Raw genomic sequence first — 23841 nt, forward strand, 5'->3', positions numbered from 1 at the left:
GTGCGTGGTGGTGAGGGTATGGGCATACCGAACGCGGCCACCGGCCCGGCGAACCGATCGACGCGATCGGCTCGGCAGCGGGGACGGCCGCCGGAGCGGCGCCTATATGCGCAGGAGTTGGAGTTCGCTCAATGAGGGAGGCGCCCGGTCGCCCGTCGCCGTCCCGGGAGCCTGTCGTAGCCCGGCGGGTACGGTGAGCGGCCCGGCGGGCAGCGCGGAGGCGAGCGGGGTCGGCAGCGCGGGACCCGCGCCCACCCCGGCGGCGGCGCAGGTGGCGTCCGCGTGGTCCAGATGCCCGCCGCCTCCGCCATCCCGATGTGCGCAGTCCCCGTCCACCGCGCCGGCGGCCATGGCATGAGCCGAGGACGCGGGTACGGAGGAGGACCGGGGGTCCGTCGCGGACGCCGAGGCCGACGAGGACGGAGCGGAAGCGGTGTGTCCTTGCGGTGGGGTGACCGGCGACAGCCCGTGCATCGCCAGCAGACCGGTCAGTACCGCGGTCACCAGCGACAACAGGAGAACCCGCGCCCCAGCGGGCCGGGTCCTGCCGTGTGATGACCATCGCCTCATGTGTTTATCGTAATCACCGTGGGCGCCCAATATGACGCGGCCCGGCCGTCGGCGAGCGGCCTCTTCTCCTGGGGGACCATTCGCGACCGGTCCCGCCCGGACCGTCCGGCTCACTTATCGTGCTCATCGGTCTCATCGGGGCTTATCGCTGCTTATCGAGGCTTAATGGACCCGAGCGTTCCTCTTCTCCCTGGACAGCAGCCACAGCAGATAGAGACCGCCGAGGGCCCCGGTGACCAGCCCCACCGGGATCTGAAAGGGGGACAGGAGGCGCTGGGCCAGCAGATCGGCGGTGGCGAGGATCAGCGCGCCCGTGAGCGTGGCCGAACCGATCGGGGGGCCCGGGGCCCGGGTGATTCTGCGGGCCAGTTGGGGGGCCGCCAGCGCCAGGAAGCCGATCGGGCCCGCGACGGCGATGGCCGCGCCCGCCAGGGCGACACCGAGCAGCAGGCCGAGCGCGCGGACGCGCGCGATGTTCACCCCGAGCGCGCCGGCGGTGTCGTCCCCCATCTCCATGAGCCTCAGCGGCCGGCCCACGGCCAGGGTCGCGACGGCGAGTACGGGCAGCGCGAGCGCCAGCGGAGTGACCTGCGGCCAGGAGACGGCGTTGAGGCTGCCGAACGTCCAGGCCTTGGCGCTCTCCGCGGACTCCAGATCGGCGCGGGTGATGAGGAAGTCGTTGACCGACGCCAGCATCGCGCCCACGGCGATACCGGCGAGCACCAGCCGGTTGCCGGAGACACCGCGCGACGCGGTGAACGCGTACACGACCACCGCGGTCACCAGCCCGCCGAGCACCGAGCCCGCGCCGACACCGATTCCGGCCGTACCACCGCCGGCCAGGATGACGACGAGCGCGCCGCTGGTCGAGCCGGTGGTGAACCCGATGACGTCCGGGCTGCCGAGCGGATTGCGCGACAGGCTCTGGAACAGCGCCCCGGACAGCCCGAGGGCCGCTCCGACGAGCAGTGCGGCACAGACGCGCGGCAGCCGCTGGCCGACGATGATGAACCGGTCCGTCCCCGATCCGCCACCGGCGAGTACGTCGAGGATGCGGCCCGTGTCGATCCGGTACGTGCCGGTGAACACGCTGAGCGTCCACACCGCGGCGCAGCCAAGCAGCAGGACGGCCGTCACGGCGGCGGTACGGCCCGAGTAGCGCAGGGTGAGTTCTCCGGGAAGCCGCAGTACGCGCGTCGGGGCGGCGGTCCGGTGCGGGGTGGTCACGCCGCGGCCTCCTTGCGCCTGACGACGAGCCAGAGCAGCGCGGGCGCCCCGATGAACGCCGTGACGATACCGACCTCGATCTCGCCCGGCGGTGCGACGACCCGTCCGGCGATATCACTGACGAGCAGCAGAATGGCGCCGCCGGGCAGCGCGAACGCCAGCAGCGGGCGCAGGTCGGGGCCGAGGACCAGCCGCAGCACATGCGGAACGACCAGACCGACGAACGCGATCGGCCCCGCGGCGGCGGTCGCCGCGCCGCACAGCAGCATGATCGAGAGGAAGCCGGCCGCGCGCACCCAGGGGACTCTGAGCCCGAGAGCCGCCCCGGTCTCGTCCCCCAGCGCGAGCGCGTTCAGGGACGGGCCGAGCGCCAGCGCGATCAGGGTGCCGGCCAGAACGAAGGGGACCGCGGCCGTGAGCGCTTCCGTACCCCGGTTCTCCAGCGCCCCCACCACCCAGAAGCGGTAGGAGTCGAAAGCCGTGGTGTTGAACATGGTGATGATGCCCGTACAGGCCCCGAGGCTCGCCGACAGCGCCGCTCCCGCCAGGACGAGCCGGGTGTGGTGGTGACCGCGGGCGGCGCCCGAGGTGAGCGTATGGACGATCAGCGCGGCCAGAACCGCTCCGGCGAAGGCGAACCAGATGTATCCGGAGACGCCGGTGACATTGAACGCGGCGATCGCGACCACGACCGCGAAGGAGGCGCCCGCGTTGACGCCGACGATGCCCGGCTCGGCGAGCGGGTTACGGGTGATGGCCTGCATGACGACCCCGGCCAGCGCCAGCGCGGCACCGACGACCACCGCGAGGACGGTACGGGGCATCCTCAACTCCCGGACGATGATGGCCTCCGGGCTTCCGTCGTCATGGAGCAGCACCCGCCCCACGGTCCCCAGGGGGATGCCCCGCGCGCCGACGCCCAGGCTGATCAGTACGAGCAGGACGACAAGGGCGAGACAGACCACCAGGGCGGCGAGGTGTTGTCCGCGGCGGCGCCCGCCGGACCGGGGGCGCCCGCCCGGCGGTTCGACGGTTCGCGACCCTGGGGAGCGCCGGTCGCCGGCCGGGGACACCGGGTCCGCTTTTCCGGAGCCCGCCTCACTGGAGCCCGCACCCCCGGAACCCGCACTTCCGGATATGTGATCCATCGCATGACTGTCATACCTACTCATCCGCACTTAGGGAAGCCTAAGCTAATGCCCCGTGTACCGCTTCCGTGATCTCCCTCTCACCCGTCTCGTCAGCGGCGTCGCCATAGCCGGCGCCCTGCTGCTCAGCGGCTGTTCCACCAACTCGACGGACTCGTCGGGCGATGGCGGGACGTCCGCCCCGTCGGCCACCCCGGCCACATCGACCCATACGGCTCCCCGCTCCGTGCCCAAGGGCATGGGAAGCGGCGAACCTGACGGGCAATTCCCCCGTACCGTCAGCCACTTCGAAGGCAGGACCACCCTTGAGGCCGCGCCGAAGAAGGTCGTGGTGATCTCCACCGGACAGGCCGACGCGCTGCTCACGCTCGGCACGGTGCCGGCGGGTTCGACCCGCGGGGACGGGGCGGATCTCGTACCCCGGTATCTGAAGGACGACTTCCCGAAGGACGCCGCTCAGCTGGCGAAGGTCGTGGACGTGGGCTCGCGGGTCGACCCGGACCTGGAGACCATCGCGAACATCGAGCCGGATCTGATCCTGATGAACATCGCGGGCAAGAACGCCAAGACCCTCTATACGGCGCTGACCGAGCTGGCGCCCACCATCGCCACCCAGGGCACCGGGCTGTACTGGAAGCAGGACTTCCTGCTCGTCGCCGACGGACTCGGCAAGACCGAACAGGCGCGGACGTATCTCGACACCTTCCACGCCGACGCCGAAGAACTGGGCAAGAGCCTCGACAAGCCGGCGACCGTGTCCTTCCTGCGGCTGAACGGCGACCGGCTGCGGGTCTTCGGTGTGCCCTCGTTCACCGGAAGCATCGCCGAGGACGCCGGGCTCGGCCGCCCCAAGAGCCAGCGGTTCGACAAGACCTCCCAGAACATCAGCAATGAGCAGCTGGACCGGGCCGACGCGGACTGGCTGTTCTACGGGGTCCAGGGCGCCGAGTCCAAGGCGTCGGCGCTGACGAAGGCGCCCCTCTGGCCGACGCTGTCCGCCGTCGCGGGCAAGACGGCGATCCCGGTCGACGACGATGTCTTCTATCTCAACACCGGGCCCACGGCGGCCCGTGATGTGCTCACGGTGCTCGAAAAGCACCTGGCCCCGGCCGCCTGAGAGCCGCCGTCCAGCCCGAATCCCATCAGAAGGCCCTGCTCACCGGCGCTCGCCGGTGGGCAGGGCTTCGTATATATAGCGGTTCGTATATATGGCGGTTCGTTAGCCCACGAAGATCTCGGTCACGGACCAGATGGCGAGGCCCAGCATGCACAGACCGCCGATGCGCTGGACGGTCTTGAGGGGGACGCGGGTGGCGATGAACCGGCCGGCGAGCAGCGCCAGCGCGGATACGGACATGAGCGCGGCGGCCGAACCGATGGCGGTCGACCACGTGCCGTTGTTGGCCGCGAGGTTGGCGGTGGTGATCTGGGTGAGATCGCCCCACTCGCTGATGAAGACGGCCATGAACGCGGTGGAGTAGACGGGCCAGAAGCCGGTGACCGTCTTCTTCTCGCCTTCCTCGTCCTCGTCGTCGCCTCCACCGCGCAGCAGCATGAAGGCGCCGAACGCGAAGAGCAGAGCGGAGACGAGCTTGACGATCCAGTCGGGCAGGAGCCCGATGAGACCGCCCGCGGCGACAGCGATGGCGACATGCACGATGAACGCCGTCGACGTGCCGAACCATACGTAGAGCGGGCGCATGCGCGTGCCCATGGCCAGGGACGCGAACATGGTCTTGTCGGGGAGCTCCGCAAGGAAGATCAGCCCGAAGGCGGTGACGATCGCCAGGGGGTCGAGATGCATTCCGGGTGGCTTTCTCTGAGGGCCGGGCCCGGATCTTCGCGAAGCCCCGTACGGAGCCAGGAGGAGACTCGGCCCGGCACGACGGCGGTGACCGCGGGACGCGGACACCGTCAATGCCTGACCGAAGGTCTCGCCCGCCCACTGGATCAGTGGGCCCGGCCACCGGGAACCCGGGGGTTCCAGTGTGTCGACGACCGGTTCGCGGGGCTACTCCCCTTCGCAGCACCCCACGATACCTCACCCGTTCGGCAGAGCCCAGACCGGAACATGCCAGGTCCGCGGGGTCGTGGCCGGGCGCCAGGCGACGGCCGGGCGCCCGCCTCCCGCGGCGCCGTGTACTCCGGACGGCTCTGTCCGGTGGCCCGCTTTCCGACCCTGTCGTGTAGTGGGTGCTGTGGCCGCGATCGGGCGGGCGCTGTGCTGTCCGTGAGGCGGCCCCTGAGCTGAGGAGACCTGAATGAGGATCAACACCAGGACAGCCACCGCGGTGGCCGCGGCGGCACTCTGCGCCGGGGCGCTCGCCGGCTGCTCCGACAGTGGGAGCGAATCGGCGTCCAAGGAGAACCCCGCGGACTTCGTGGCGGCCTCCGCCTCCACCTCTCCGTCCTCGTCCATGCCGGCCTCCCCGTCGGTGAACCCGTCCGAGGAAGTGGGCAAGGTATCCGTCAAGACCGGACCCTTCGGGAAGATCCTGGTCAACGGCAAGGGTCATACGCTCTACCTCTTCGAGGCGGACAAGGCGAAGAAGTCCACGTGCAGCGGGGACTGCATCGTCGACTGGCCGCCCGCGCTCGTCAAGGGCACACCGCAGGCGGGCACCGGGGTCAAGGCGAACCTGCTGACCACCACCACCCGCAGCGACGGAACCAAGCAGGCCATGTACAACGGCCACCCGCTCTACACGTTCAGGGAAGACACCAAGCCCGGCGAGACCAAGGGCCAGGACCTGACCGAGTTCGGCGCCAAGTGGTTCGTCGTCAGCCCCGAGGGCAAGGCCATCACCACCCCGCCGCAGAGCGCGAGCCCCAGCACGAGCACCAGCCCGAGCGAAAGCGCGAGCGCCAGCCCGAGCGCGAGCTGACGCTCCCCTCTCTCACCCCCGACTGGTTCACCGGTGGCTCACCCACCTGGTCCACCGGTCCGAACACTCGGAGAGGCCATGCCACTCACGAGGTATGACGACGTGTGTGCGTATGGCCTGCCCCCGCCGGCCACGCGGACGTGGTGGGCGGGGGCGTGTGTGCCCGGCCGGATGCCGGCGGGGTCAGCGGCCGGAGCCGCGCCTGCCGCCCATACCCGTGTCGGTCTGATCGGTGTCGTACTCGATCTGCTCCTTGCGGACCTCGGCGGAGACCTCCTTCTGCTCGGTCACCTTCTCCGTCTCCATGCGCACACGCTCGACCGGCACGGACTCCTTGCGGATGACCGGCTCCTCGGCGTGCAGGGTCACCTCGGTCTGGGCCTCCCCGATGAGGGAGCCGCGGACGCCGGTCCGGTCCTCGGGCGAGATCGCCTCGTGGATGACCCGGACCTCCTCATGGCTGAGCGGTACGGAGGTTGTCACGTTCTCGGTCACCACGACCTTGCGCAGCCGGGCGTGGCCCACCTCGTGTTCCTCGGTGCTGACGTACAGCTGCTCCTCGGACCGGATCAGCTCCTCGCCGTGCCGTTCCTTGCCCTCGTCGGGCGTCGAGCCGCGCACCCCGGCCATGGGCCGTCCCGCGCCACCGGTGGTGGCGGCGCCTGCCAGGCCGCCGGTCGCCCTCCCGGCTCCCGTCCGTCCCGTGCCGGAGGGCGCGCCCGCGGTCGTGCCGGCGGTCGTGCGCGTACCGGAGGCCGTGCCCGTACCCGCGGCGGTGTCCGAGGCCATGCCCAGACCCGCGCCCGTGGCGGTCAGACCGTAGTGCTTGTAGAGCTGCTTCTCCTGACTGGGGTCCAGATGCTCGTCGGCGTCCAGTCGCGGAGCGTCCTTGACGGTCTCCTTCGCGTACGGGACGTGGATGTCCTCGCCCGCCCGGCGGGCGCCGGACAGCGGGACGAGGCTTTCCTTCATGCCGAACAGACCGGTCTTCACGGTGACCCACTCCGGGCGGCCCGAGCGGTCGCCCACATAGACCTGGCCGACGTTGCCGATCTTGTCGCCGTCCTTGTCGTATATGGCCAAACCGTTGAGCCTGCTGGGGTTGTCGAACACGCCATCGGCTGACATCAGCGATCACTCCTCGCGTGGGGGAAGCGCGTCTGCGGGATCAGGCCCCTCACGGTCAGGCGCGCACGACTCCATCGCGCATCCGTCCGGGACCCGTGGCAACCGGGGCAGCACGCCGGCCCCGCCGCGACCTGGCCCCCGGTGCCTGTCGGGCCAGCGCTCACAGTGGTCGTCGCTGTGGCGGGGCCATCCCGAGTCATCCGCCATTCGGGTGAATCCAACAGGGGGCCGACCGGCCCCGGCCGTCCCGCCGGCAAATCGGTGATCCTGGAAAGTGCGCGGCGGCTCCCGACCGCCGGAGCGGACTCCTTCCGAGGAACCGGACGTACGGAGAGCGCGAGCATGACTGTCGAACGCATCGGCCTCGTGGTCCACCGGGGCCGCCCCGAGGCCGTCGAGGCGGCGATCGCGGTCCACACCTGGGGCCACGCGCACGGCATCCCCTGCACGGAAATCGATGTGTGGAAAGACCATGAACCGCGCCACGGCGGCCAGGAGGAGGCCACGGCGGCCGGCCATCCGGACCTCGTCCTGACCCTCGGCGGCGACGGCACCTTCCTGCGCGGGGCCCGGATCGCCGCCAAGAACGACGCCGCGGTGCTCGGGGTCGATCTGGGCCGGGTCGGCTTTCTGACCGAAGTCCCGGCGGAGAAGGTCACGAAGGCGCTGGACGCCGTTCACGAGGGGCGCGCCGAGATCGAGGAGCGGATGACGCTCACCATGCGCACGTCCCGTGTTCCGCAGATGCCGTCCGTGATGGAAGCGCTGCTGCGCTCCGGCCGTGTACCGACGCTGCCGCCGCCCCATGTCCGGCCGGACACCGCGGTGGGCGACGGCTGGGGGGTGGCGCTGGACATCGTCGCGGTCAACGATGTCGTACTGGAGAAGCTCGTCCGGGACCGGCAGGTCAGCCTGGGGGTCTATATCGCCGGCCGGCTGCTCGCCGCGTACTCCGCGGACGCGGTCATCGTGGCCTCACCGACCGGCTCGACCGCCTACAGCTTCGCGGCCGGGGGACCGGTGCTCTCTCCGCACATGGACGCCGTGGTCTTCACGCCCGTGGCCGCGCACATGACCTTCGACCGCACGGTCGTGGCCGCGCCCGACGAACCGGTGGCCATGCGGGTGCTGCCGCACTCCGGGGAGGTGGCGCTCAGCATCGACGGACAGTTGCGCGGGGTGCTCGGACCCGGCGACTGGGTCGGTGTGTACGGCGCCAAGTACCGGCTGCGGCTGGTCCGGTTGGGGCCCACCGACTTCTACACCCGGCTGCGCGCCAGGTTCCGGCTCACCGACGCACCCGCGACGGCCGCCGACGGCGAGTCCGCCCCGCTGTTCCGCCCCAACACCCCGGTCCCGGACGACCTGGCCCATCTGCGCCTGCCACCGCCCTCGCCCCCGGACTGACGCATCAGGGTCCTCTCACCGACAAGCGAATGGTTCTGGACAGAAAAAGTTTTCGGTGAGATGGTGGAGCCATGTTGGACGTGACCGTGATCGAGGACGCGGCGGCGGCAGCCGTCTCGCTGGACCCCATGAGAGCCCGGCTGCTCGCCGAGCTGGCCGTCGGACCCGCGTCGGCGACGATGCTCGCCGGGCGGGTCGGGCTGCCCCGGCAGAAGGTGAACTACCACCTCAAGGCCCTGGAACGGCACGGCCTGGTGGAGCTGGCCGGTGAGCGCAGAAAGGGTAATGTCACCGAGCGGCTGATGCGGGCCACCGCGGCCTCGTATGTCATCTCGCCGCTCGCGCTGGCCTCCGTACAGCCCGACCCCGCCCGCTTCCGTGACCAGCTCTCCGCGCGCTGGCTGCTCGCGGTCGCCGCGCGGCTCGTACGCGACGTGGGCGCGCTGATCACCGGCGCGACGAAGGCGCACAAGCGGCTCGCCACGTACGCGCTCGACGGGGAGGTACGCTTCGCCTCCGCGGCCGACCGGGCCGCCTTCGTCGACGAGTTGACCCGCGGCGTCGGCGCGCTGATCGCCAAGTACCACGACGAACACGCCGACAACGGCCGCGATCACCGGATCGTGGTCGCGCTCCATCCCACCGTCAAGCCCGACACCCTCAAGTCCGGCCCGGCCGAGCTGGATCCCGTCCCGTCCGACGACGCCGAGCCGACGGCCGCCGGAGCGGCCGTCGAGAGCCGGCGGAACACCTCCGACACGCGGCCGGCCGGGCGCGCGTCCCACACCGCATCACCCACCCACGCACAGGAGTAAGTCGTCATGTCCAAGGAATTCGAGATCATCCGCGAGTTCGAGGTGGACGCGAGTCCCGAGCAGGTCTGGGAAGCGCTCACGACCGGTACCGCGGGCTGGCTGTGGCCCATGGAGTACGAGCCCCATGAGGGCGGGGCCGCACCGCACGGCGGCACCGTCACGGCCTGGGACCCGCCGCGGCGGCTGACCGGCCGGGTCGAGAACGTGGAAGGGATCTCGCAGCAGACGCTGAATCAGCTCGACCATGTCATCGAGCCGCGCGAGGGCGGCGGTTCGTGGGTGCGGTACGTCCACAGCGGCATCTTCGTCGACGACTGGGACAACCAGTACGACGGTGCCTCCAAGCACACCGACTTCTATCTGCACACACTGCGCCAGTATCTGCTGCACTTCACCGGACGCACGGCGGTGTTCGCCGGCGCGGACGGCCCCGACGCCTCCCGGGCCGCGGACGCGCTCGACGTCGCGAGCCGGGGGCTCGGGCTGCCGGACGAGGCGACGGAGGGGACGGCCGTACGGTTCGAGCTGCCAGGCGCGGGGCCCGTCGACGCCGTCGTCGACTACCGCGATCCGTACTTCATCGGTGTGCGCACCGACACGGCGATGTACCGGCTGTTCGGCAGGAACCACTTCGGCGCGCCGGTGGGGGTCAGCGTGCACGACTTCGCTCCCGGCGCCGACTCCAAGGCGATCGAGGGCGCGTGGCGCGACTGGCTCGGCGGCCTGTACGCGTAGGTCCTTCTCGCCGGTGTCCGTCCAGGCGTGCGCACGGACGCCGCCGCTCACCCGTACGGCCCCGCTCAACCCGTTCCGGGCCGTGAGAAGACGGCATGATCAAGACGTTGCTCCAGGCATCCGGGCCCCCGGGGCGTGTCCCCGGTGGCCCGGCCCGAACGGGAACGGGAGACACATGGCGACGCGCGCGGCCCTGTTCGACGTCGACGGAACGCTCGTCGACACCAACCACCTCCATGTGACCGCCTGGTGGGAGGCGTTCCGCCAGGCCGGGCACACGGTCCCGATGTCGGCGATCCACCGGGCGATCGGCCTCGACTCCGGCGAACTGATCGCGTATCTGCTCGGTGACGAGCGCGACCGCGGCCAGGACACGCGGATCAGCGCCGCGCACACCGCGCTGTACGGGACCTTCCTGGACCGGCTGCCGGCCTTCGAGGGCGCGGGTGATCTTCTGCGGTCGCTCGCCGACCGGGGCTGGCGGATCGTGCTCGCCACCTCGGCGGGCGCGGCCGAGATCGCCGCGCTGCGCGGGGCGGTCGACGCCGACGACGTCATCCGGGGGACGGTGGGCGCGGACGACGTACCGGCGGGCGACCCCGCTCCCGACCCGGTCGGCCGGGCGCTGGCGCTGGCCGGGGTGCCGCCCGAGCTGGCGGTGTTCGTCGGCGACTCGGTGTGGGACATGGAGGCGGCGACCCGAGCCGGTGTCCGCCCCGTCGCCCTGCTGTCGGGCGGCATTCCGCGCGCCGCCCTGGAGTCCACCGGCGCGGTCGAGGTGTACGAGGATCCGACCGATCTGCTGGCCCGCCTCGACACCAGTCTGTTCGCCGAGTTGGACGGCCGCTGAGTCCCGCTCGGCCGTACCGACCCGCTGAGCCGTACCCGGTCGGCCGTACCCGCTCGGTCTTACCCCGCTCGGTCTTACCCTGCTCTCCCGTATGCCCGGCAGGCACCGGTCAGCCCGGGGCCGGTGCCAGCCGGGTCCGCGTCCACTCCCGCAGTCCCTCGGCCGGCCAGGTGTTGATGACCCGGTCGGCGGGCACGTCACACTCCTCCGCCCGTGCGCAGCCCAGGAGTTGCCAGTCGAGCTGCCCCGGCGCGTGCGCGTCCGTGTCGATGGCGAAGAAGACCCCGGCCGCCACCGCACGGCGCAGCAGCCTGCGGGGTGGATCGAGCCGTTCGGGTCTGCTGTTGATCTCCACCGCGGTGCCGGACTCGGCGCACGCCTCGAACACCGCGTCCGCGTCGAACTCCGACTCCGGCCGGCTGCCGCCCGATCCGCCGCGATCCCGTCGGCTCCGCCCGATGACCAGCCGTCCCGTGCAGTGACCCAGCACATCGGTCAGCGGATTGCGTACGGCGGCGATCATCCGTCGGGTCATCGGAGCGGCGTCCATGCGCAGCTTCGAGTGGACGGACGCCACCACCAGATCGAGCCGGTCGAGCAGTTCGGGCTCCTGGTCGAGCGAGCCGTCCGGCAGGATGTCGCACTCGATGCCGGTGAGCAGCCGGAACGGCGCCCACCGCTCATTCAGCTCCGCGATCACATCGAGTTGCGCGCGCAGCCGCTCGGCCGTCAGACCCCTGGCCACGGTGAGGGTGGGGGAGTGGTCCGTGAGCACGGCCCATTCATGGCCGAGCGCGGCGGCCGTCCGCCCCATCTCCTCGATGGGGCTGCCACCGTCCGACCAGTCCGAGTGCAGATGACAGTCACCGCGCAGCGCCGCGCGCAACGCGTGCCCGCGCTCCGTGAGCGGCCCGGCGGCCTCCCGTTCCAGCCGCGCCAGATACTCGGGAACGGATCCCCTCACCGCGGCTTCCACGACCTGCGAGGTCTTGGGACCGATGCCGCGCACCCGGCCGAGGGTGCCCGCCTCGGCCCGCCGCGCGACCTCGTCGGCGGGCATGTCCGCCACCACCGCCGAGGCGGTACGGAACGCCCGTACCCGGTAGGTCTCGGCCCGCGAGCGCTCCAGCAGAAAGGCGATCCTGTCGAGAGCCTCCACCGGATCCATGGCGCCCCCAGTGCGTCGGTGGCCTGTCGACGGGTGTCCGGTCCATTGTCGGCGCCGGGGGCGCCCCGCGCATGACGAGGCCCCGCGAACGGGGGTGTCGCGGGGCCTCACACGGCACGAGGAGTACGTCGGGGTGGCGCCCCGTTGGGGTCGCGCGCCCGCTCCGTACCTCCTCGACCTCACACCACCTCCGCCGCGGGGAGTCCGGCCGACGCGCCCCTGGCGGGCGAGCAGTCGTCCGGTCCATGCCTCATGGCCGGGTCACCACTGTCCGGGCCGCCGAGTGTTGGCGGTGGAAGTCCGGACCGCGTCCGGCGTGGCGACGGGGCGGTGTGTCGAGCGGTGGATCAGTTTCCGGCGGTACGACGCTTGCGCGCGGCCCACATGATGCCCGCTCCGGCGACCAGTACGACACCGGCCGCACCGGCGATCAGCGGGGTGGAGCTGGAGGAACCCGTCTCGGCGAGGTCGTCGCCGGCCGGGCTCGGCTGCGAGGAGGGAACCGTCGCCGGCGCCGAGCTGCTGGCCTCGTCCGAGGGCGTGTCCGTCACCGAAGGCGTCGGCTTGGGCGCCTCGGGGGTGGGCGTCTCGTCCGAAGGTGTCGCGGTCGGCGTCGGGGCGTTCGAGGTCGGCGGCTTGGTGGGCTCGTCGCAGACCGGAGCGGTCTTCGTCTCGTCCTTGGAGAACTGGTCGCCGTCGGCGGCCACCACGATGAGACGAACGCTCAGCTCGTTCTTGTGCTCGGGGAGATCGAGCTTCCGGTGGAAGTCGTTCTTGAAATTCTCGGTGGGCAGCAGGTCCTTGCCGTCCACGGTGACCGTCACCGTGTTCTTGTCGCTGTTGCCGTAGGCGGTCAGGTCGAGGCTGACCTCGGAGCAGGTCACCGACCACGTCGGCGTGTGCGCGACCGCGGGAACGGCCGACAGGCCGACACCCAGCGCGCTTGCCGTGGCGACGGTTATGAGGGCGCTTCTGCGCCGCCATGATCCGCTGAATAGAGTCACAAAATCCTCCGCTATAACCGCGCCGCCCACGATGACGGCGCGCGCGCACAGTACCGCCATCCGCACCGGCCTCATCAACCGCCCCACCCAACTCGCCCTCTCCGCGCACCCCGTGGACCTGCTGAGACGCCGGAAAACGGTCCGCGCGGCGCGCCCGGGCGGCGGGGGCGAAGCTCCTGATCACATCCGGCCGAGCGGCCGGATCCCGTCGTCCTCGCTGATGGCGCCCATGATTGCGGGGCCCGGAGGGGGCGGGCGACGGCGTCCCCGCCCGAATACACCTCGTCTCAAAGCGTTGCGGGCAAAAACTCCGTCAATAATTCGGCGCGAGTTTCCCGTTGCTCCGCGGGCGAGCGATTCACGCCACAGCGGTGGCCGGGAGAAGCCCGGCCACCGCCCCCTTTCCCGGTTCGGTATATCGGCCGGCCTTTATCCCCGCCGCCGCGGCAGCGCTTCCCGTACCCATTGCCACGCGGCGGCCAGCCGGGGGTATCGCTCACGCGTTTCACGAGAGGCGCGGTCCAGCTCCTCCATCAGCCGCTTGGAGCGGTTCTCCATGTCCAGCTCGTCCAGGATCCGGTCGATCTCCGCGAGCAGCGCGCCATGGAGCTGCCACTGACGGGGGTGCCGCTGGACGCCCTCAAGCAGCAGCCCCGCCAGCCGTTCCCGGCTCACGCGCGCCGCCGCCAGATCCTCGGCGAGCCGTGCCTCCGCGGTCTCGGCGCTCCGACTGGCCTCCGTGGTGACCAGTACGGCGAAGCTGACGACCGCGTCGGCGATCCGGGCCAGCAGCTCCTTCAGCGCGATCCCCACCTCCTGGGGGAACAGCGGCTCCTCCGTACGCTCCTTGGCGAGGTCGGTCAGCGTCCTGGCCAGTACGCGCAGCACCACCGTGCAGATCTCCAGGGTGTCGAGACCGGTACGCAGCACCACGCGGTTCAGCAGACCCTCCTTGACCCGGGGGTTGAGCCGTACGCTGTCCTCGGCCTGCCGGAGATCCGCGTCCACCTCGCTGATGTCGTGGTCGAGACGGCGCGCCTCGTGCAGCCGGTCGGCGGCGCGCTCGACCGGAGTGGTCTCCGTCAGCCCCTCCCCGATACGCAGCAGCAACTGGCGCATACGGCGGGACAGATCCTCGATGGACTGGCCCGCGGTACGGACCCACACCGGTGGCACGAACAGGAAGTTGAAGAGCAGCCCCACCACCGCGCCGATCAGCGTCTCCAGCACCCGGTCCCAGGCGGTGGACGCCACCCGTGTCACACCGAGGACGAGCATCGCGCTGATCGCGACCTCCGGCACGAACTCGTCCACCTTGACCAGCCGCCCGACGATCAGCGAGGCCACGATGATCAGCCCCAGGCTCCACCAGGTCAGCCCGACCAGCACACTGAAGACGCTGGCGACCAGCACCCCCGCGACAACGGAGTTCACCCTGCGGATGCCGGTGGTCAGGGTCGAGTAGAGCGTGACCTGTACGACGAGCAGCGCCGTCAGGGGAGCGGTCAGCGGCGCGGGCTCGCTGCTCAGCCGGAGGGCGACGACATAGGCGATCGTCGCGGCGGCGGCCGACCGCACCGTCTGAACCAGGACCGGCTGCGGGCGCCGCCCCCTCACCAGCTCGGCCACCGCTCTCACCGCCTTTCGGACACGACGAAGGTTCACACGCGCAATGCTCGTTGGGTACGAGGGGGAGCGCACGGCCATGGCCGAGCGGGTGGCCATCGCGTCGTACCCGAGGATCGGGCTCCCGGATGCGTCTCCCGCGGCCGCTCTCGCGTACTCTGGATCAGCTCCGTACGGGCACGTTCACCGACCGGTGGGCGGTGCGCGGCCGGGCACTCTCACCACCCCGCCCGCACCCGGTGGAACCGGCCGACGCGGTACGCCGGTCGAGCAGCCGGTACCGATGGCGCCACGCTCCGACCACTCGCGGTGATGCGGGACGGGGAATGATGAGGTAGACACCTTCCCAGCGGGTCGATCGGCATTCGGGCCGCGCGGCCGCTCGACTATCCGAACGGTTGTGCATGCCTTCTTCTCCTTCCCGTCAGGATCCGTCGCAGGAACCGAGCACGGGGGCCGCGCCGAACGCGCGTCCGCAGCATCACGACATCTTCCTCGAACCGCGCTACACCGTGGAGCTGCCACCGCTGCCCGACGGCGAGGGGGAGGACGAGCCCTCCATGGACAGCGTGTTCGACCGTCCGGGGCCCCGCCGGCGTACGCCCACCGCGCGCCGCGGATAGTCGCGGTCAGTCCGGGAAGCGGCGGGGCGGCCCGCTCGGACGGGCCGGGTGAGACCGGATCATCACCCGGCCCGCAGGTCCTCGGCCCAGACGATCCCGTAGTACCTCAGCTGTTCGTCCTCCGAGACGAGCCGCATCCCCACCGCCGTCATGACGCGCTGGGACGCGGTGTTCTCGTGATCGGTGTCGCCCTGGACACGGGTGATACCGCTCGCCCGCGCGAACCGCAGCAGCTCGCGCAGGGCCTCGGAGGCGTATCCCCTGCCGTGCGCCGACGGGATCAGGCCGTAGCCGATGGTGACCGTGAGGTTCTCGTCCGGCGCGCCGTGGAAGCCGAGACCGCCTATGGCGTATCCGTCCTCGCGGCGGCGGATCTCGTAGGGGCCGAAGGGCTGGGGATCGCCGGTGATCGCACAGGTCGTCAGATAGCGCCTGGCCCCCACCATGTCGCCGTCGGCGGGGTATCCGGGCGCCCAGCGGTCCCCGTCCGCCGGCTCGGCCGCGGCCACCCGCTCGGCCTCCAGCACACTCAACGGATGCAGCACGAGCCGCTCAGTCACAAGATCGTCCATGACACGGAGACGTATCACGCGCCGCCGCGGCTCCACACGCGTTTCATCCGATGTGCATACGCCGTCCGCCGGTACGTCCGGCTCTGACGGGCGGTCCCGGGCGTCAAGATCGCGTCAAGGTCGGTCCGGCCGACGGCAGGGCCGCGTCAAGACACCCGGCGGCCCGAGTCGCCGGAGGCCGCCGGGGGGAGAGGTAAAGGTGTGGGCCGCTGTACGGCCTGGATTCGGTGGTCGGACGGTCCGGTCCGGCGCACGATGTACTGCGAGGTGGACCATGAGATTCCCCCTTCGCGACCGCATCGCACTCGGCGCGGCGCTGATCGCGCCACTGGCGGTCGCCCTGTTGCTGCTGCCGTTGCGTTCGGGCATGGCGAGCGCCGATCTGGCGCTGATCCTCGTCGTGGTCGTCGTGGCGGTCGCCGCCATGGGGAACCGTGTCGCCGGCGCGCTGGCCGCGCTGTCGGCGGCTCTGTGGTTCGACTTCTTCCTGGCCCGGCCGTTCGAGCGGTTCAGTATCACCGCCGCGACCGACATCGCGACCGTTGTGTTGCTGCTTGCGGTGGGCCTCGCCGTGTCACAACTGGCCGCCCATGCCCGGCGGCTGCATGTCATGACGGTGGTGGACGCCGGGCTGCTCGGCCGGATCCATGACACCGCACGGCTCGCGCAGTCCACCGGCTCTCCGGACGCCGTGGTCGACCAGGTCAGCCGTCATCTCGTGGAGATCCTGCGGCTGCGCGGCTGCCGGTTCGAGTACGGCAGTCTTCTCGGCCATCCGGCCCGTCTGGAGCAGGACGGCACCGTCTCGGTGGACCACAAGCCGTGGGACATCGAACAGCTCGGCTGGCCGGACGGCGATATCGAGCTACGGGCCTCGGGCAGCGGGCATTACGTGGGGCGGTTCATGCTCCGGCCCAACCCCGGCCTCGTACCGTCCAAGCAGGTGCGGCTGGTGGCCGTGACGCTCGCCGATGACGCCGGGGCCGCCCTCGACACGGCGGGCCCGGCCCTGGACGCCGGCTGAGGCGCACGGCTCAGCGGTTCAACGGCTTGGCGGCTCAGCGGCTCAAGGGCTCAGCGGCTCAGCGGAGAGGGAAGGGCACCCCGCGCTCCGCGTCGGGCCGGGGGCCGAGGATCCGGCGCTCGCTCTCCTGGATCGGTACGTCGTTGATGCTGGCCTCGCGCCGGGACATCAGCCCGTCCGTGTCGAACTCCCACAGCTCGTTGCCGTACGAGCGCCACCACTGGCCGTCCGTGTCATGACTCTCGTACTGGAAGCGCACCGCGATGCGGTCGGCCTCGAAGGCCCACAGCTCCTTGCGCAGCGCGTACTCCAGCTCGCGCCCCCACTTCCGGGTCAGCAGTTCCACGATGGCGTCCCGGCCGGTGACGAACGTGTCCCGGTTACGCCATCGCGAGTCCTCGGTGTAGGCGAGCGAGACCTTGTGCGGATCGCGGGTGTTCCACGCGTCCTCGGCGGCCTGGACCTTCTGCTTCGCCGTGTCGAGGGTGAACGGCGGCAGGGGCGGACGGGCGCTCATCGCGGGCTCCTTCTGGTGCGGACGGACGTGGGCCGGTGGCGGAACGAGTGTGTCCCGGTGCGGACCACGACGGAGAACTGGCGTTCTCCTCGCTCATTGATACGCTAGAGAACGATGGTTCTCGGGTCAAGGAACGAGGGGCGAGGAGCGGCGTGGGGAACGTGACGAGGATGGACGGCGTGGCCGCCAGGGAACAGGCGCTGGACGCGGCGGAGCGGCTGTTCTACGCCCGGGGCGTCCAGAGCGTCGGCATGGACGACATCCGCGGCGCCTCCGGGATCTCACTCAAGCGGCTCTACCAGCTCTTTCCCGCCAAGGAACAGCTGGTCGAGGCGTATCTCGCGCGGCGCGACCTCGTATGGCGGCAGCGGCTGGCCGACCGGGTGGACCGCCACCGGGATCCCGGGGAACGGATCCTGGCGGTCTTCGACCATCTGCACACCTGGTTCGGCGAGCCGGACTTCCGCGGCTGCGCCTGGATCAACGCGTATGGCGAACTCGGCGCCACCTCACCCCGGGTCGCGGAGCGGGCGCGGGCGCACAAGCTCGCCTTCAAGCGGTATCTGGCCGGTCTGGTGGCCGACGCGAAGCTGCCGCCGGATCTGGCCGATCAGCTGCAACTGCTGGCCGAGGGCGCCATGGTGACCGCCGGGATACTCGAAACGGCGGAACCGGCCCTCCAGGCGCGGAAGGCCGCCGTCCTGCTGATGCGGGCCGCGCGCTGAGGAGACCAGCTGGGCGGACCGGCCGCGGCGCTCCATCTCGACCTGGCCGTGCGCGACTTCGGCATTCAGGAGTACATGAGGCAGTCGGCCGGGACGCTGGAGGTCTTCCGGACCTCCTATTGCTTCGGCGAAGGGCTGCTGCCTCCGTCCGCTACCGGTGGTTCACCGGCCCCGGGCGCTCCTCCGGCAGCCGGCCCGCCGCGACGGCCGCGGCGAGCGCGGCGTGGTCGGCCGCGTTCCGGTCGGCGTACCGCAGCGCGAAGTCGGCCATGGCGCGGTCGAAGGCGTCGGAGCCGCCGAGGTAGTGGGCGATCGCGATCCGGTCGCCGGACCGGGCATGGGCGCGGGCCAGCGCCGCGCCGCACAGCCCCGCGTAGTCGTGCAGCAGGGGCGGCGACATGTCCGCCACGACGGGGGAGCCCTTCATGTCACGCAGCTGACGCCAGTAGAAGTGCCGGCCCTCGGGCCCGGTCACCCACCCGAGGAAGACATCGCCCGCCGCCTGGAGCAGCCGCTGCCCCGCCACCACCCGATGGCCCTGGTGGGGATAGGCGCTCTGCCGCAGATGGGGTTCGAGTACGGACCGCTCGGCCTCCCTGATCTGGAGGAACAGCGGATCCCCGGCGTGCCGGCCCTCCAGCAGCACGATGTAGCAGCGCGTACCGACGCTGCTGACACCCACGACCTTGCGGGCCGCGTCGATGAAGCGGTACCTGTCGAGGAGTGTGCGCCGATCCTCCGGGAGCGTGCTCCGGTAGCCGATGAAGACGCGGCGGAGCACGGCCATGTCCAGCCGGCTCACCGGTTGCAGCAGGGGCGGGTCGGGGGTGATCCTGCGGTGCCCGTCCGGCGCGTCGGTCAGCATGTCGAGCGTCCGCAGCCCGGTGCGTTCACCGGCGTGCGCCAGCTGGGATTCGACCCGCTTGCGGTGTTCCGACCGTATGAGCGGAAGGATGTCCTCGGCGTCGAGGCGCTCGTACCACACGTCGAGTTCACCGCGGGCGGACAGCCGTCGCATCGACGTCCGGTAGGCGGCGGACGCGGCGTGTACGGACCGCCGGGTGTCGGCCTCGGAGTGGCCGTTCTCGCCCGCGGCGACCGCGACGCTCGCGGCGAGCCGTTTCACATCCCACTCGAAGGGGCCGGGGAGGGTCTCGTCGAAGTCATTGAGATCGAAGAGCAGCGCGCGCTCGGGCGAGGCGAACACACCGAAGTTCAGCAGATGGGCGTCCCCGCAGAGTTGGACGGTCAGTCCTGTGCGGGGCTGGGTGGCCAGATCGGCGGCCATCACGGCGGCGGCGCCGCGGAGGAAGGCGAACGGCGAGGCGGCCATCCGCTCGTAGCGCAGCGGCAGCAGCTCGGGGACGCGGTGGGCGGTCTGACGCGCCAGTACGGTGAGCGGATCGAGCCGGTCGGCGGCGGGTATCCACAGACCGTGCGATGACCGGGACGCCTGTTTGCGTGCGGACCGGCCGCGCTCCGCCCGGTCAGCGGGAGTGGTCATCACAGCCCCGCTCCCTCCGCTGGTCGGTAACGCGGTATCGCCCGTGAGCACGAGCATCGCGTTCCGGAGCCGGGGGAGCCCGGCGTGACGACCATTCGAGTGGTTTTCACACGGGAATGCACCGTGACGGCGGACAGCGGAGCATTCTCGGATCACGGCGTGTCGGCCCCCCGGCACGTGCCATGCTCGATAAGCGCCCTGACCCCCACGCGACCACGCAACACCGCACGTACACAGGGCGATTCGGGGAGGTCGGATGGATCCGGTCCGGAAATCCAGGGACACATCGCCCGCCGGTACGGGCCGTTCGCAGGCGCGTACGGGACCACCGCCCGCCGGTGCGCGCCCCCCGTCCGCCGACCCGGGCACATCGTCCGCCGGTACGGGCCAGTCCTCCGGGGACACGCCCCCCGCGCCGGACCGCACGAGCCAGGCGCGCAGGGCGCGGCGCCGCGAGCGACTGCTCACGACCGCCACCGAGCTGTTCATCACCCGGGGTTACCCGGCCACCTCCATCGAGCGGATCTGTGTCACCGCGCGCGTCTCCATCCGCGCGTTCTACGAGGAGTTCGAGGGGCGTGAGGCGCTGCTGATCGCGCTGCACAACGATGTCGCCCGTGCGGGCATGGAAGCCGCGCTGACGGTTCTCAGCGATCCCGCGACGGAGTCCGCGGACACCCGCGCCCGGATCACGGCCCTGACCCGTGCCTATGTGGACGCCGTCACCGCCGACCCCGCGGCCACCCGGATCGCGTTCATCGAGGTCGTCGGCGTCGGGCGCGCGGTGGAGGAGCACCGGTTGCTCTGGCGCGGCCTGTGGACCGACTTCCTGATCGGGGAGGCGGAGCGCGCCGTGGAGCGCGGCGAGGCCGTACGGCGTGACTACACGCTCGCCATGGTCGCCCTGATCGGGGCGGTCAATGAACTGGTCGGGCACTGGGCCCGTAACACCGGTATGTTCTCGCCACTGATGCTGGCCGACGAGCTGGTCCATCACGCTCTCGCCGTCCTCGGTCTCTCCGCCGCCCCCGACGGCGCTGTGGCGGGCGGCGGTTCCGGCGTTCCGGTGGACGGGGCGGCACCTGTGGACGGCGCGCGCGGCGGCCCCGCGGACGAAGGGGAATGACGCGATGACCGGACTCTGGCACCAGGTCCTGCGCACCATGTCCCAGCCGGGCGCGTCCCCCGACGACGATCTGCTCGCGCGGGCGGCGGCGGACATCGCGCTGCGTGAGCACCCCCATCCGCCCGCCGACGCCCAGCTGGTGCTGGAGATCGCCCGCAACGAGTTCGCCGCCGTCCTCACGGTCGGCCAGGCGCGGGCGGCCCTGGACCGTGCGCGCCGGTCGGCGAAGGACGGGCCCGCCCGGGGAACCAGCGGCGCGGCGGCGGGTGAGCCGGGGCGGCTACGGAGCGAGCCGAACCCGCGCTGAACAGGCACCGCGCGCGCCTCGACGCGTACGCCGCGCTCCCGGACGGATAGCCTGTGACCACGATGAACCGTTTGACGACACCCTGGGGCGAGTTCGGCCTCACCCGATTCCCCGAGCATCCCCGCGAGACGCTGCGCGCGTGGGACGCCGCCGACGAGTATCTGCTGCGGCACCTCGCGGGAGCCGAGGCCGGGCAGGGGGACGCCGCGCGACCCGGCGACACGCCGACGGAGGCGGAGCCGGCGGGCGACGCGCCGGGGGGCGTCGAACCGACGGACCTGTCGGGCACGGTGGTCGTCGTCGGTGACCGCTGGGGCGCGCTGACCACGGTGCTCGCCGCGCGCCGACTCGAACAGCTCGGCGCGGACCCGCTCGTGCAGATCACCGACTCGTATCTCACCCAGCAGGCGACCCGCGCCAATCTGCGCCGGGCCGGCGTCGGCGGGGACTCCGTACGGCTGCTCTCGGCCAGGGACACCCCGCCGGACCGCGTCGACGTGCTGCTGATCCGCGTCCCCAAGAGCCTCGCGCTGCTGGAGGATCAGCTGCACCGTCTCGCCCCGTCCGTGCACCCGGGGACCGTGATCATCGGTACGGGACGGGTCACCGAGATCCACACCTCCACACTGAAGCTGTTCGAGCAGATCCTCGGACCGACCAGGACCTCGCTCGCGGTCAGAAAGGCGCGGCTGATCCTCGGTACGGCCGCGCCGGGGCGCACCCGGACCGCCAGCCCCTGGCCGCACAGCTACGCGCTGCCGGAAGGGCTCGGAACCGTATCGGGCCGTACCGTCGTCAATCACGCGGGGATCTTCTGCGCCGAGCGGCTCGACATCGGTACGCGCTTCCTGCTGCGCCATCTGCCCCGGCGCCACGGGTCCGAGCATGTGGTCGACCTCGGCTGCGGCAACGGTGTGGTCGGCACGGCCATGGCACTGGAGAACCCGGCGGCCAGGGTGACCTTCATCGACGAGTCGTTCTCGGCCGTGGCCTCGGCCGAGGCCACCTTCCACAAGAACGTCGACGCCGGGACCGCGGCGGAGTTCGTCCTCGGCGACAGCATGACGGAGGTGCCGGCCGGGACCGTCGACCTCGTACTGAACAACCCGCCGTTCCACACCCATCAGGCGACGACCGACGCGACGGCGTGGCGGATGTTCACCGGGTCGCGCGCCGCGCTGCGGCCCGGGGGTGAGCTGTGGGTCATCGGCAACCGGCATCTCGGCTACCACACCAAGCTGCGGCGGCTCTTCGGCAACTGCGAGACCGTCACCAGCGACCCGAAGTTCGTCATCCTGCGGGCCGTCAAACGCTGACCCGGCCGCGGGGATCCCGGGCTCGGTCGGACCGGACCGAGCCGGGGTTCGGGGACTTCCTCCAGGCGACCTCGCATCTGCCATGGATGATCATCTCAAGGATTGTATGTGCGAGCGAATACGGCCTATCTTGTCGCACATGCAGTCCTACACCATCGGTCAGGCGGCCAGGCTTCTCGGGGTGAGCCCCGACACCGCGCGCCGCTGGGCCGACGCCGGGCGGGTCGCGACGCATCGTGACGAGGGCGGGCGCCGTCTGATCGACGGCCGCGCGCTCGCGGCGTTCTCCATCGAGCTCGCGCAGAACGACTCGGGCGAGGAGGAGGTCTCGTACACCTCGGCCCGTAACGCGTTTCCCGGCATCGTCACCGCCGTGAAGCTCGGTGATATCGCCGCCCAGGTGGAGATCCAGGCCGGTCCGCACCGGCTGGTGTCCCTGCTGACCCGGGAAGCCGTCGAGGAACTGGGTCTTGAGGTCGGCATGCAGGCCACCGCCCGCGTGAAGTCAACCAGCGTGCATATCGACCGCCCGTGACCCGCGTTGCCCCCGGGAACGGCGCGACGCGGTACCCCGCGCCACCGTCGCTTCCCGGGCCGCACCGGGGCGGGACGTCGACGACTCGCCCCAGGCCCTTCCGTACCGCCCCGAGGCGTCGCCCGTCCCCGGCGCTCCTGTCACCGTCCGCTCGCGTGCCCGCACCGGGCCCGTACCGTCAAGGAGTCCACCCTCATGTCTCACGTCCTCACCCGGCGCCGCGCCGCGACCGTGCTCATGACCGCCGCCCTGCTCGTGCCGCTGGCCGCTTGCGGCGGTGAAAGCGACAACGAGAAGGACACCGGTGCGGGCTCCAGCGCCGAGGCGTCGGCGAGCGGTGCCCCCGCCGCGGATCTGACCGTGCTGGCCGCCGCCTCGCTGACCGATGTGTTCAAGACGGCGGGCGCCGCCTACGAGAAGGCGAACCCGGGCACGAAGGTGACGTTCTCCTTCGCCGGTTCGCAGGAGCTGGCCGCGCAGGTCAAGCAGGGCGCTCCGGCCGACGCGCTGGTCACCGCCGACACCAAGACGATGGACGGTCTCCGGGGCGACACCGGCTCCCCGGAGATCATCGCCAAGAACCGGCTGGTGATCGCCACCGGTGAGGGCAACCCGGACGGGATCAAGAGCCTGAAGGACCTCGCCGACCCCAAGCTGAAGGTCGTCCTGGCCGCGCCAGAGGTGCCGGTCGGCCGGTACAGCAAGCAGGTGCTCGACGCCCAGAAGATCGAGGTCAAGCCGGTCTCGCAGGAGCCGAACGTGCGCGCCGTACTGAGCAAGGTCGAGCTCGGCGAGGCCGACGCGGGCATCGTCTACAAGACCGACGCCGCCACCGCCACCGACAAGGTCGACGCCGTCGCCATCCCCGACGCGCAGAACGCCATCGCCGACTACCCGGCCGCCACCCTGAAGACCTCCGAGCACGCCGATGCCGCCGCCGCCTTCGTCAGCTGGCTCAGCGGGCCCGAGGCGCAGAAGATCCTCCAGGACGCCGGGTTCCAGAAGCCGTAACCCCCACCCGGTGACCAG

25 protein-coding genes are annotated in these 23841 nt (G+C 71.2%); 14 read left to right on the forward strand and 11 right to left on the reverse strand.

The features are described 5' to 3' along the window. Positions 1 to 102 precede the first annotated feature (102 nt). The 3 genes from AB0M67_RS14120 to AB0M67_RS14130 form a co-directional block, all read right to left on the reverse strand. A complete protein-coding gene (locus AB0M67_RS14120) occupies positions 103 to 570 on the reverse strand; it encodes a DUF6153 family protein (RefSeq protein WP_365745610.1) in 468 nt (155 codons plus the stop codon). Positions 571 to 732: 162 nt separating this feature from the next. Next, positions 733 to 1797 (reverse strand): iron chelate uptake ABC transporter family permease subunit, encoded by a 1065-nt coding sequence (locus AB0M67_RS14125; RefSeq protein ID WP_365745611.1) that lies wholly within the window; start codon positions 1795 to 1797, stop codon positions 733 to 735. Next, the gene (locus AB0M67_RS14130; protein ID WP_365745612.1) at positions 1794 to 2945 is read right to left on the reverse strand and encodes an iron chelate uptake ABC transporter family permease subunit; all 1152 of its coding nucleotides are present in this window, start codon (positions 2943 to 2945) and stop codon (positions 1794 to 1796) included. The genes AB0M67_RS14125 and AB0M67_RS14130 overlap by 4 nt, the downstream gene beginning before the upstream one ends. Positions 2946 to 3000: 55 nt before the next feature. Between AB0M67_RS14130 and AB0M67_RS14135 the strand changes: the two genes are divergently transcribed. Beyond that, the gene (locus AB0M67_RS14135; RefSeq protein ID WP_365745613.1) at positions 3001 to 4062 is read left to right on the forward strand and encodes an ABC transporter substrate-binding protein; all 1062 of its coding nucleotides are present in this window, start codon (positions 3001 to 3003) and stop codon (positions 4060 to 4062) included. 102 nt (positions 4063 to 4164) lie between these two features. Here AB0M67_RS14135 and AB0M67_RS14140 read toward each other — a convergent pair whose 3' ends face one another. Next, positions 4165 to 4749, reverse strand: a complete 585-nt coding sequence (locus AB0M67_RS14140) for a TMEM165/GDT1 family protein (protein ID WP_365745614.1) — start codon at positions 4747 to 4749, stop codon at positions 4165 to 4167. A gap of 457 nt (positions 4750 to 5206) precedes the next feature. On the opposite strand from AB0M67_RS14140, the gene AB0M67_RS14145 reads away from it, so the two are divergent. Then, positions 5207 to 5830: a hypothetical protein gene (locus AB0M67_RS14145; protein ID WP_365745615.1), complete on the forward strand. Its 624-nt coding sequence runs from the start codon at positions 5207 to 5209 to the stop codon at positions 5828 to 5830. A 183-nt stretch (positions 5831 to 6013) separates the two neighbouring features. Here AB0M67_RS14145 and AB0M67_RS14150 read toward each other — a convergent pair whose 3' ends face one another. Continuing rightward, positions 6014 to 6958 (reverse strand): PRC and DUF2382 domain-containing protein, encoded by a 945-nt coding sequence (locus tag AB0M67_RS14150; protein ID WP_365745616.1) that lies wholly within the window; start codon positions 6956 to 6958, stop codon positions 6014 to 6016. 342 nt (positions 6959 to 7300) lie between these two features. Here AB0M67_RS14150 and AB0M67_RS14155 point away from each other — a divergent pair, with 342 nt between their 5' ends. From AB0M67_RS14155 to AB0M67_RS14170, 4 genes are all read left to right on the forward strand, one after another. After that, entirely contained in the window at positions 7301 to 8365 is a 1065-nt protein-coding gene (locus tag AB0M67_RS14155; protein ID WP_365745617.1) for an NAD(+)/NADH kinase, read from the forward strand. Positions 8366 to 8436: 71 nt separating this feature from the next. Further along, a complete protein-coding gene (locus tag AB0M67_RS14160) occupies positions 8437 to 9180 on the forward strand; it encodes a winged helix-turn-helix domain-containing protein (protein WP_365745618.1) in 744 nt (247 codons plus the stop codon). Between the two features lie 6 nt (positions 9181 to 9186). Further along, positions 9187 to 9915 (forward strand): SRPBCC domain-containing protein, encoded by a 729-nt coding sequence (locus AB0M67_RS14165; protein ID WP_365745619.1) that lies wholly within the window; start codon positions 9187 to 9189, stop codon positions 9913 to 9915. A gap of 175 nt (positions 9916 to 10090) precedes the next feature. After that, positions 10091 to 10765 (forward strand): HAD family hydrolase, encoded by a 675-nt coding sequence (locus tag AB0M67_RS14170; protein WP_365745620.1) that lies wholly within the window; start codon positions 10091 to 10093, stop codon positions 10763 to 10765. 109 nt (positions 10766 to 10874) lie between these two features. Here the strand turns inward: AB0M67_RS14170 and AB0M67_RS14175 are convergent, their stop codons facing one another. From AB0M67_RS14175 to AB0M67_RS14185, 3 genes are all read right to left on the reverse strand, one after another. Beyond that, positions 10875 to 11933 (reverse strand): PHP domain-containing protein, encoded by a 1059-nt coding sequence (locus AB0M67_RS14175; RefSeq protein ID WP_365745621.1) that lies wholly within the window; start codon positions 11931 to 11933, stop codon positions 10875 to 10877. A gap of 347 nt (positions 11934 to 12280) precedes the next feature. Then, the gene (locus tag AB0M67_RS14180) at positions 12281 to 12937 is read right to left on the reverse strand and encodes an LAETG motif-containing sortase-dependent surface protein (protein ID WP_365745622.1); all 657 of its coding nucleotides are present in this window, start codon (positions 12935 to 12937) and stop codon (positions 12281 to 12283) included. A 429-nt stretch (positions 12938 to 13366) separates the two neighbouring features. Further along, the gene (locus AB0M67_RS14185; RefSeq protein ID WP_365745623.1) at positions 13367 to 14566 is read right to left on the reverse strand and encodes an aromatic acid exporter family protein; all 1200 of its coding nucleotides are present in this window, start codon (positions 14564 to 14566) and stop codon (positions 13367 to 13369) included. 401 nt (positions 14567 to 14967) lie between these two features. Between AB0M67_RS14185 and AB0M67_RS14190 the strand changes: the two genes are divergently transcribed. Further along, entirely contained in the window at positions 14968 to 15186 is a 219-nt protein-coding gene (locus AB0M67_RS14190) for a hypothetical protein (protein WP_365745624.1), read from the forward strand. A gap of 62 nt (positions 15187 to 15248) precedes the next feature. On the opposite strand, the gene AB0M67_RS14195 is transcribed toward AB0M67_RS14190, so the two are convergent. Next, entirely contained in the window at positions 15249 to 15758 is a 510-nt protein-coding gene (locus AB0M67_RS14195; protein ID WP_365745625.1) for a GNAT family N-acetyltransferase, read from the reverse strand. A 274-nt stretch (positions 15759 to 16032) separates the two neighbouring features. Here AB0M67_RS14195 and AB0M67_RS14200 point away from each other — a divergent pair, with 274 nt between their 5' ends. Beyond that, entirely contained in the window at positions 16033 to 16782 is a 750-nt protein-coding gene (locus AB0M67_RS14200; protein WP_365745626.1) for a DUF4118 domain-containing protein, read from the forward strand. 58 nt (positions 16783 to 16840) lie between these two features. On the opposite strand, the gene AB0M67_RS14205 is transcribed toward AB0M67_RS14200, so the two are convergent. Next, positions 16841 to 17299 (reverse strand): nuclear transport factor 2 family protein, encoded by a 459-nt coding sequence (locus tag AB0M67_RS14205; protein ID WP_365745627.1) that lies wholly within the window; start codon positions 17297 to 17299, stop codon positions 16841 to 16843. Between the two features lie 170 nt (positions 17300 to 17469). Here AB0M67_RS14205 and AB0M67_RS14210 point away from each other — a divergent pair, with 170 nt between their 5' ends. Continuing rightward, a complete protein-coding gene (locus AB0M67_RS14210) occupies positions 17470 to 18024 on the forward strand; it encodes a TetR/AcrR family transcriptional regulator (RefSeq protein ID WP_365745803.1) in 555 nt (184 codons plus the stop codon). A 151-nt stretch (positions 18025 to 18175) separates the two neighbouring features. Here the strand turns inward: AB0M67_RS14210 and AB0M67_RS14215 are convergent, their stop codons facing one another. Further along, a complete protein-coding gene (locus AB0M67_RS14215; protein ID WP_365745628.1) occupies positions 18176 to 19528 on the reverse strand; it encodes a DUF2252 domain-containing protein in 1353 nt (450 codons plus the stop codon). A gap of 256 nt (positions 19529 to 19784) precedes the next feature. On the opposite strand from AB0M67_RS14215, the gene AB0M67_RS14220 reads away from it, so the two are divergent. The 5 genes from AB0M67_RS14220 (at position 19785) to modA (ending at position 23823) form a co-directional block, all read left to right on the forward strand. Then, on the forward strand, positions 19785 to 20654 hold the full coding sequence (locus tag AB0M67_RS14220) for a TetR/AcrR family transcriptional regulator (protein WP_365745629.1): 870 nt from the start codon (positions 19785 to 19787) through the stop codon (positions 20652 to 20654). Positions 20655 to 20658: 4 nt separating this feature from the next. Further along, positions 20659 to 20961, forward strand: coding sequence for a hypothetical protein (locus AB0M67_RS14225; RefSeq protein ID WP_365745630.1), 303 nt, complete (start codon positions 20659 to 20661; stop codon positions 20959 to 20961). A 62-nt stretch (positions 20962 to 21023) separates the two neighbouring features. Beyond that, on the forward strand, positions 21024 to 22277 hold the full coding sequence (locus tag AB0M67_RS14230; protein WP_365745631.1) for a methyltransferase: 1254 nt from the start codon (positions 21024 to 21026) through the stop codon (positions 22275 to 22277). A 139-nt stretch (positions 22278 to 22416) separates the two neighbouring features. Next, positions 22417 to 22812, forward strand: coding sequence for a helix-turn-helix transcriptional regulator (locus AB0M67_RS14235; RefSeq protein ID WP_365745632.1), 396 nt, complete (start codon positions 22417 to 22419; stop codon positions 22810 to 22812). A gap of 195 nt (positions 22813 to 23007) precedes the next feature. Beyond that, entirely contained in the window at positions 23008 to 23823 is an 816-nt protein-coding gene (modA, locus tag AB0M67_RS14240) for a molybdate ABC transporter substrate-binding protein (RefSeq protein WP_365745633.1), read from the forward strand. Positions 23824 to 23841: the final 18 nt, after the last annotated feature.

The sequence above is a fragment of the Streptomyces sp. NPDC051662 genome, from assembly GCF_040681655.1.
Taxonomy (GTDB): Bacteria; Actinomycetota; Actinomycetes; order Streptomycetales; family Streptomycetaceae; genus Streptomyces.

What these genes read in the sequence shown, in the direction of transcription:
- AB0M67_RS14120 (WP_365745610.1), bottom strand. Translation starts at nt 570, where the DNA reads ATGAGGCGATGGTCATCACACGGCAGGACCCGGCCCGCTGGGGCGCGG.
- AB0M67_RS14130 (WP_365745612.1), bottom strand. Translation starts at nt 2,945, where the DNA reads ATGGATCACATATCCGGAAGTGCGGGTTCCGGGGGTGCGGGCTCCAGT.
- AB0M67_RS14140 (WP_365745614.1), bottom strand. Translation starts at nt 4,749, where the DNA reads ATGCATCTCGACCCCCTGGCGATCGTCACCGCCTTCGGGCTGATCTTC.
- AB0M67_RS14145 (WP_365745615.1), top strand. Translation starts at nt 5,207, where the DNA reads ATGAGGATCAACACCAGGACAGCCACCGCGGTGGCCGCGGCGGCACTC.
- AB0M67_RS14150 (WP_365745616.1), bottom strand. Translation starts at nt 6,958, where the DNA reads ATGTCAGCCGATGGCGTGTTCGACAACCCCAGCAGGCTCAACGGTTTG.
- AB0M67_RS14155 (WP_365745617.1), top strand. Translation starts at nt 7,301, where the DNA reads ATGACTGTCGAACGCATCGGCCTCGTGGTCCACCGGGGCCGCCCCGAG.
- AB0M67_RS14160 (WP_365745618.1), top strand. Translation starts at nt 8,437, where the DNA reads ATGTTGGACGTGACCGTGATCGAGGACGCGGCGGCGGCAGCCGTCTCG.
- AB0M67_RS14165 (WP_365745619.1), top strand. Translation starts at nt 9,187, where the DNA reads ATGTCCAAGGAATTCGAGATCATCCGCGAGTTCGAGGTGGACGCGAGT.
- AB0M67_RS14170 (WP_365745620.1), top strand. Translation starts at nt 10,091, where the DNA reads ATGGCGACGCGCGCGGCCCTGTTCGACGTCGACGGAACGCTCGTCGAC.
- AB0M67_RS14175 (WP_365745621.1), bottom strand. Translation starts at nt 11,933, where the DNA reads ATGGATCCGGTGGAGGCTCTCGACAGGATCGCCTTTCTGCTGGAGCGC.
- AB0M67_RS14190 (WP_365745624.1), top strand. Translation starts at nt 14,968, where the DNA reads ATGCCTTCTTCTCCTTCCCGTCAGGATCCGTCGCAGGAACCGAGCACG.
- AB0M67_RS14195 (WP_365745625.1), bottom strand. Translation starts at nt 15,758, where the DNA reads ATGGACGATCTTGTGACTGAGCGGCTCGTGCTGCATCCGTTGAGTGTG.
- AB0M67_RS14200 (WP_365745626.1), top strand. Translation starts at nt 16,033, where the DNA reads ATGAGATTCCCCCTTCGCGACCGCATCGCACTCGGCGCGGCGCTGATC.
- AB0M67_RS14205 (WP_365745627.1), bottom strand. Translation starts at nt 17,299, where the DNA reads ATGAGCGCCCGTCCGCCCCTGCCGCCGTTCACCCTCGACACGGCGAAG.
- AB0M67_RS14210 (WP_365745803.1), top strand. Translation starts at nt 17,470, where the DNA reads ATGGACGGCGTGGCCGCCAGGGAACAGGCGCTGGACGCGGCGGAGCGG.
- AB0M67_RS14215 (WP_365745628.1), bottom strand. Translation starts at nt 19,528, where the DNA reads ATGACCACTCCCGCTGACCGGGCGGAGCGCGGCCGGTCCGCACGCAAA.
- AB0M67_RS14220 (WP_365745629.1), top strand. Translation starts at nt 19,785, where the DNA reads ATGGATCCGGTCCGGAAATCCAGGGACACATCGCCCGCCGGTACGGGC.
- AB0M67_RS14225 (WP_365745630.1), top strand. Translation starts at nt 20,659, where the DNA reads ATGACCGGACTCTGGCACCAGGTCCTGCGCACCATGTCCCAGCCGGGC.
- AB0M67_RS14230 (WP_365745631.1), top strand. Translation starts at nt 21,024, where the DNA reads ATGAACCGTTTGACGACACCCTGGGGCGAGTTCGGCCTCACCCGATTC.
- AB0M67_RS14235 (WP_365745632.1), top strand. Translation starts at nt 22,417, where the DNA reads ATGCAGTCCTACACCATCGGTCAGGCGGCCAGGCTTCTCGGGGTGAGC.
- modA (WP_365745633.1), top strand. Translation starts at nt 23,008, where the DNA reads ATGTCTCACGTCCTCACCCGGCGCCGCGCCGCGACCGTGCTCATGACC.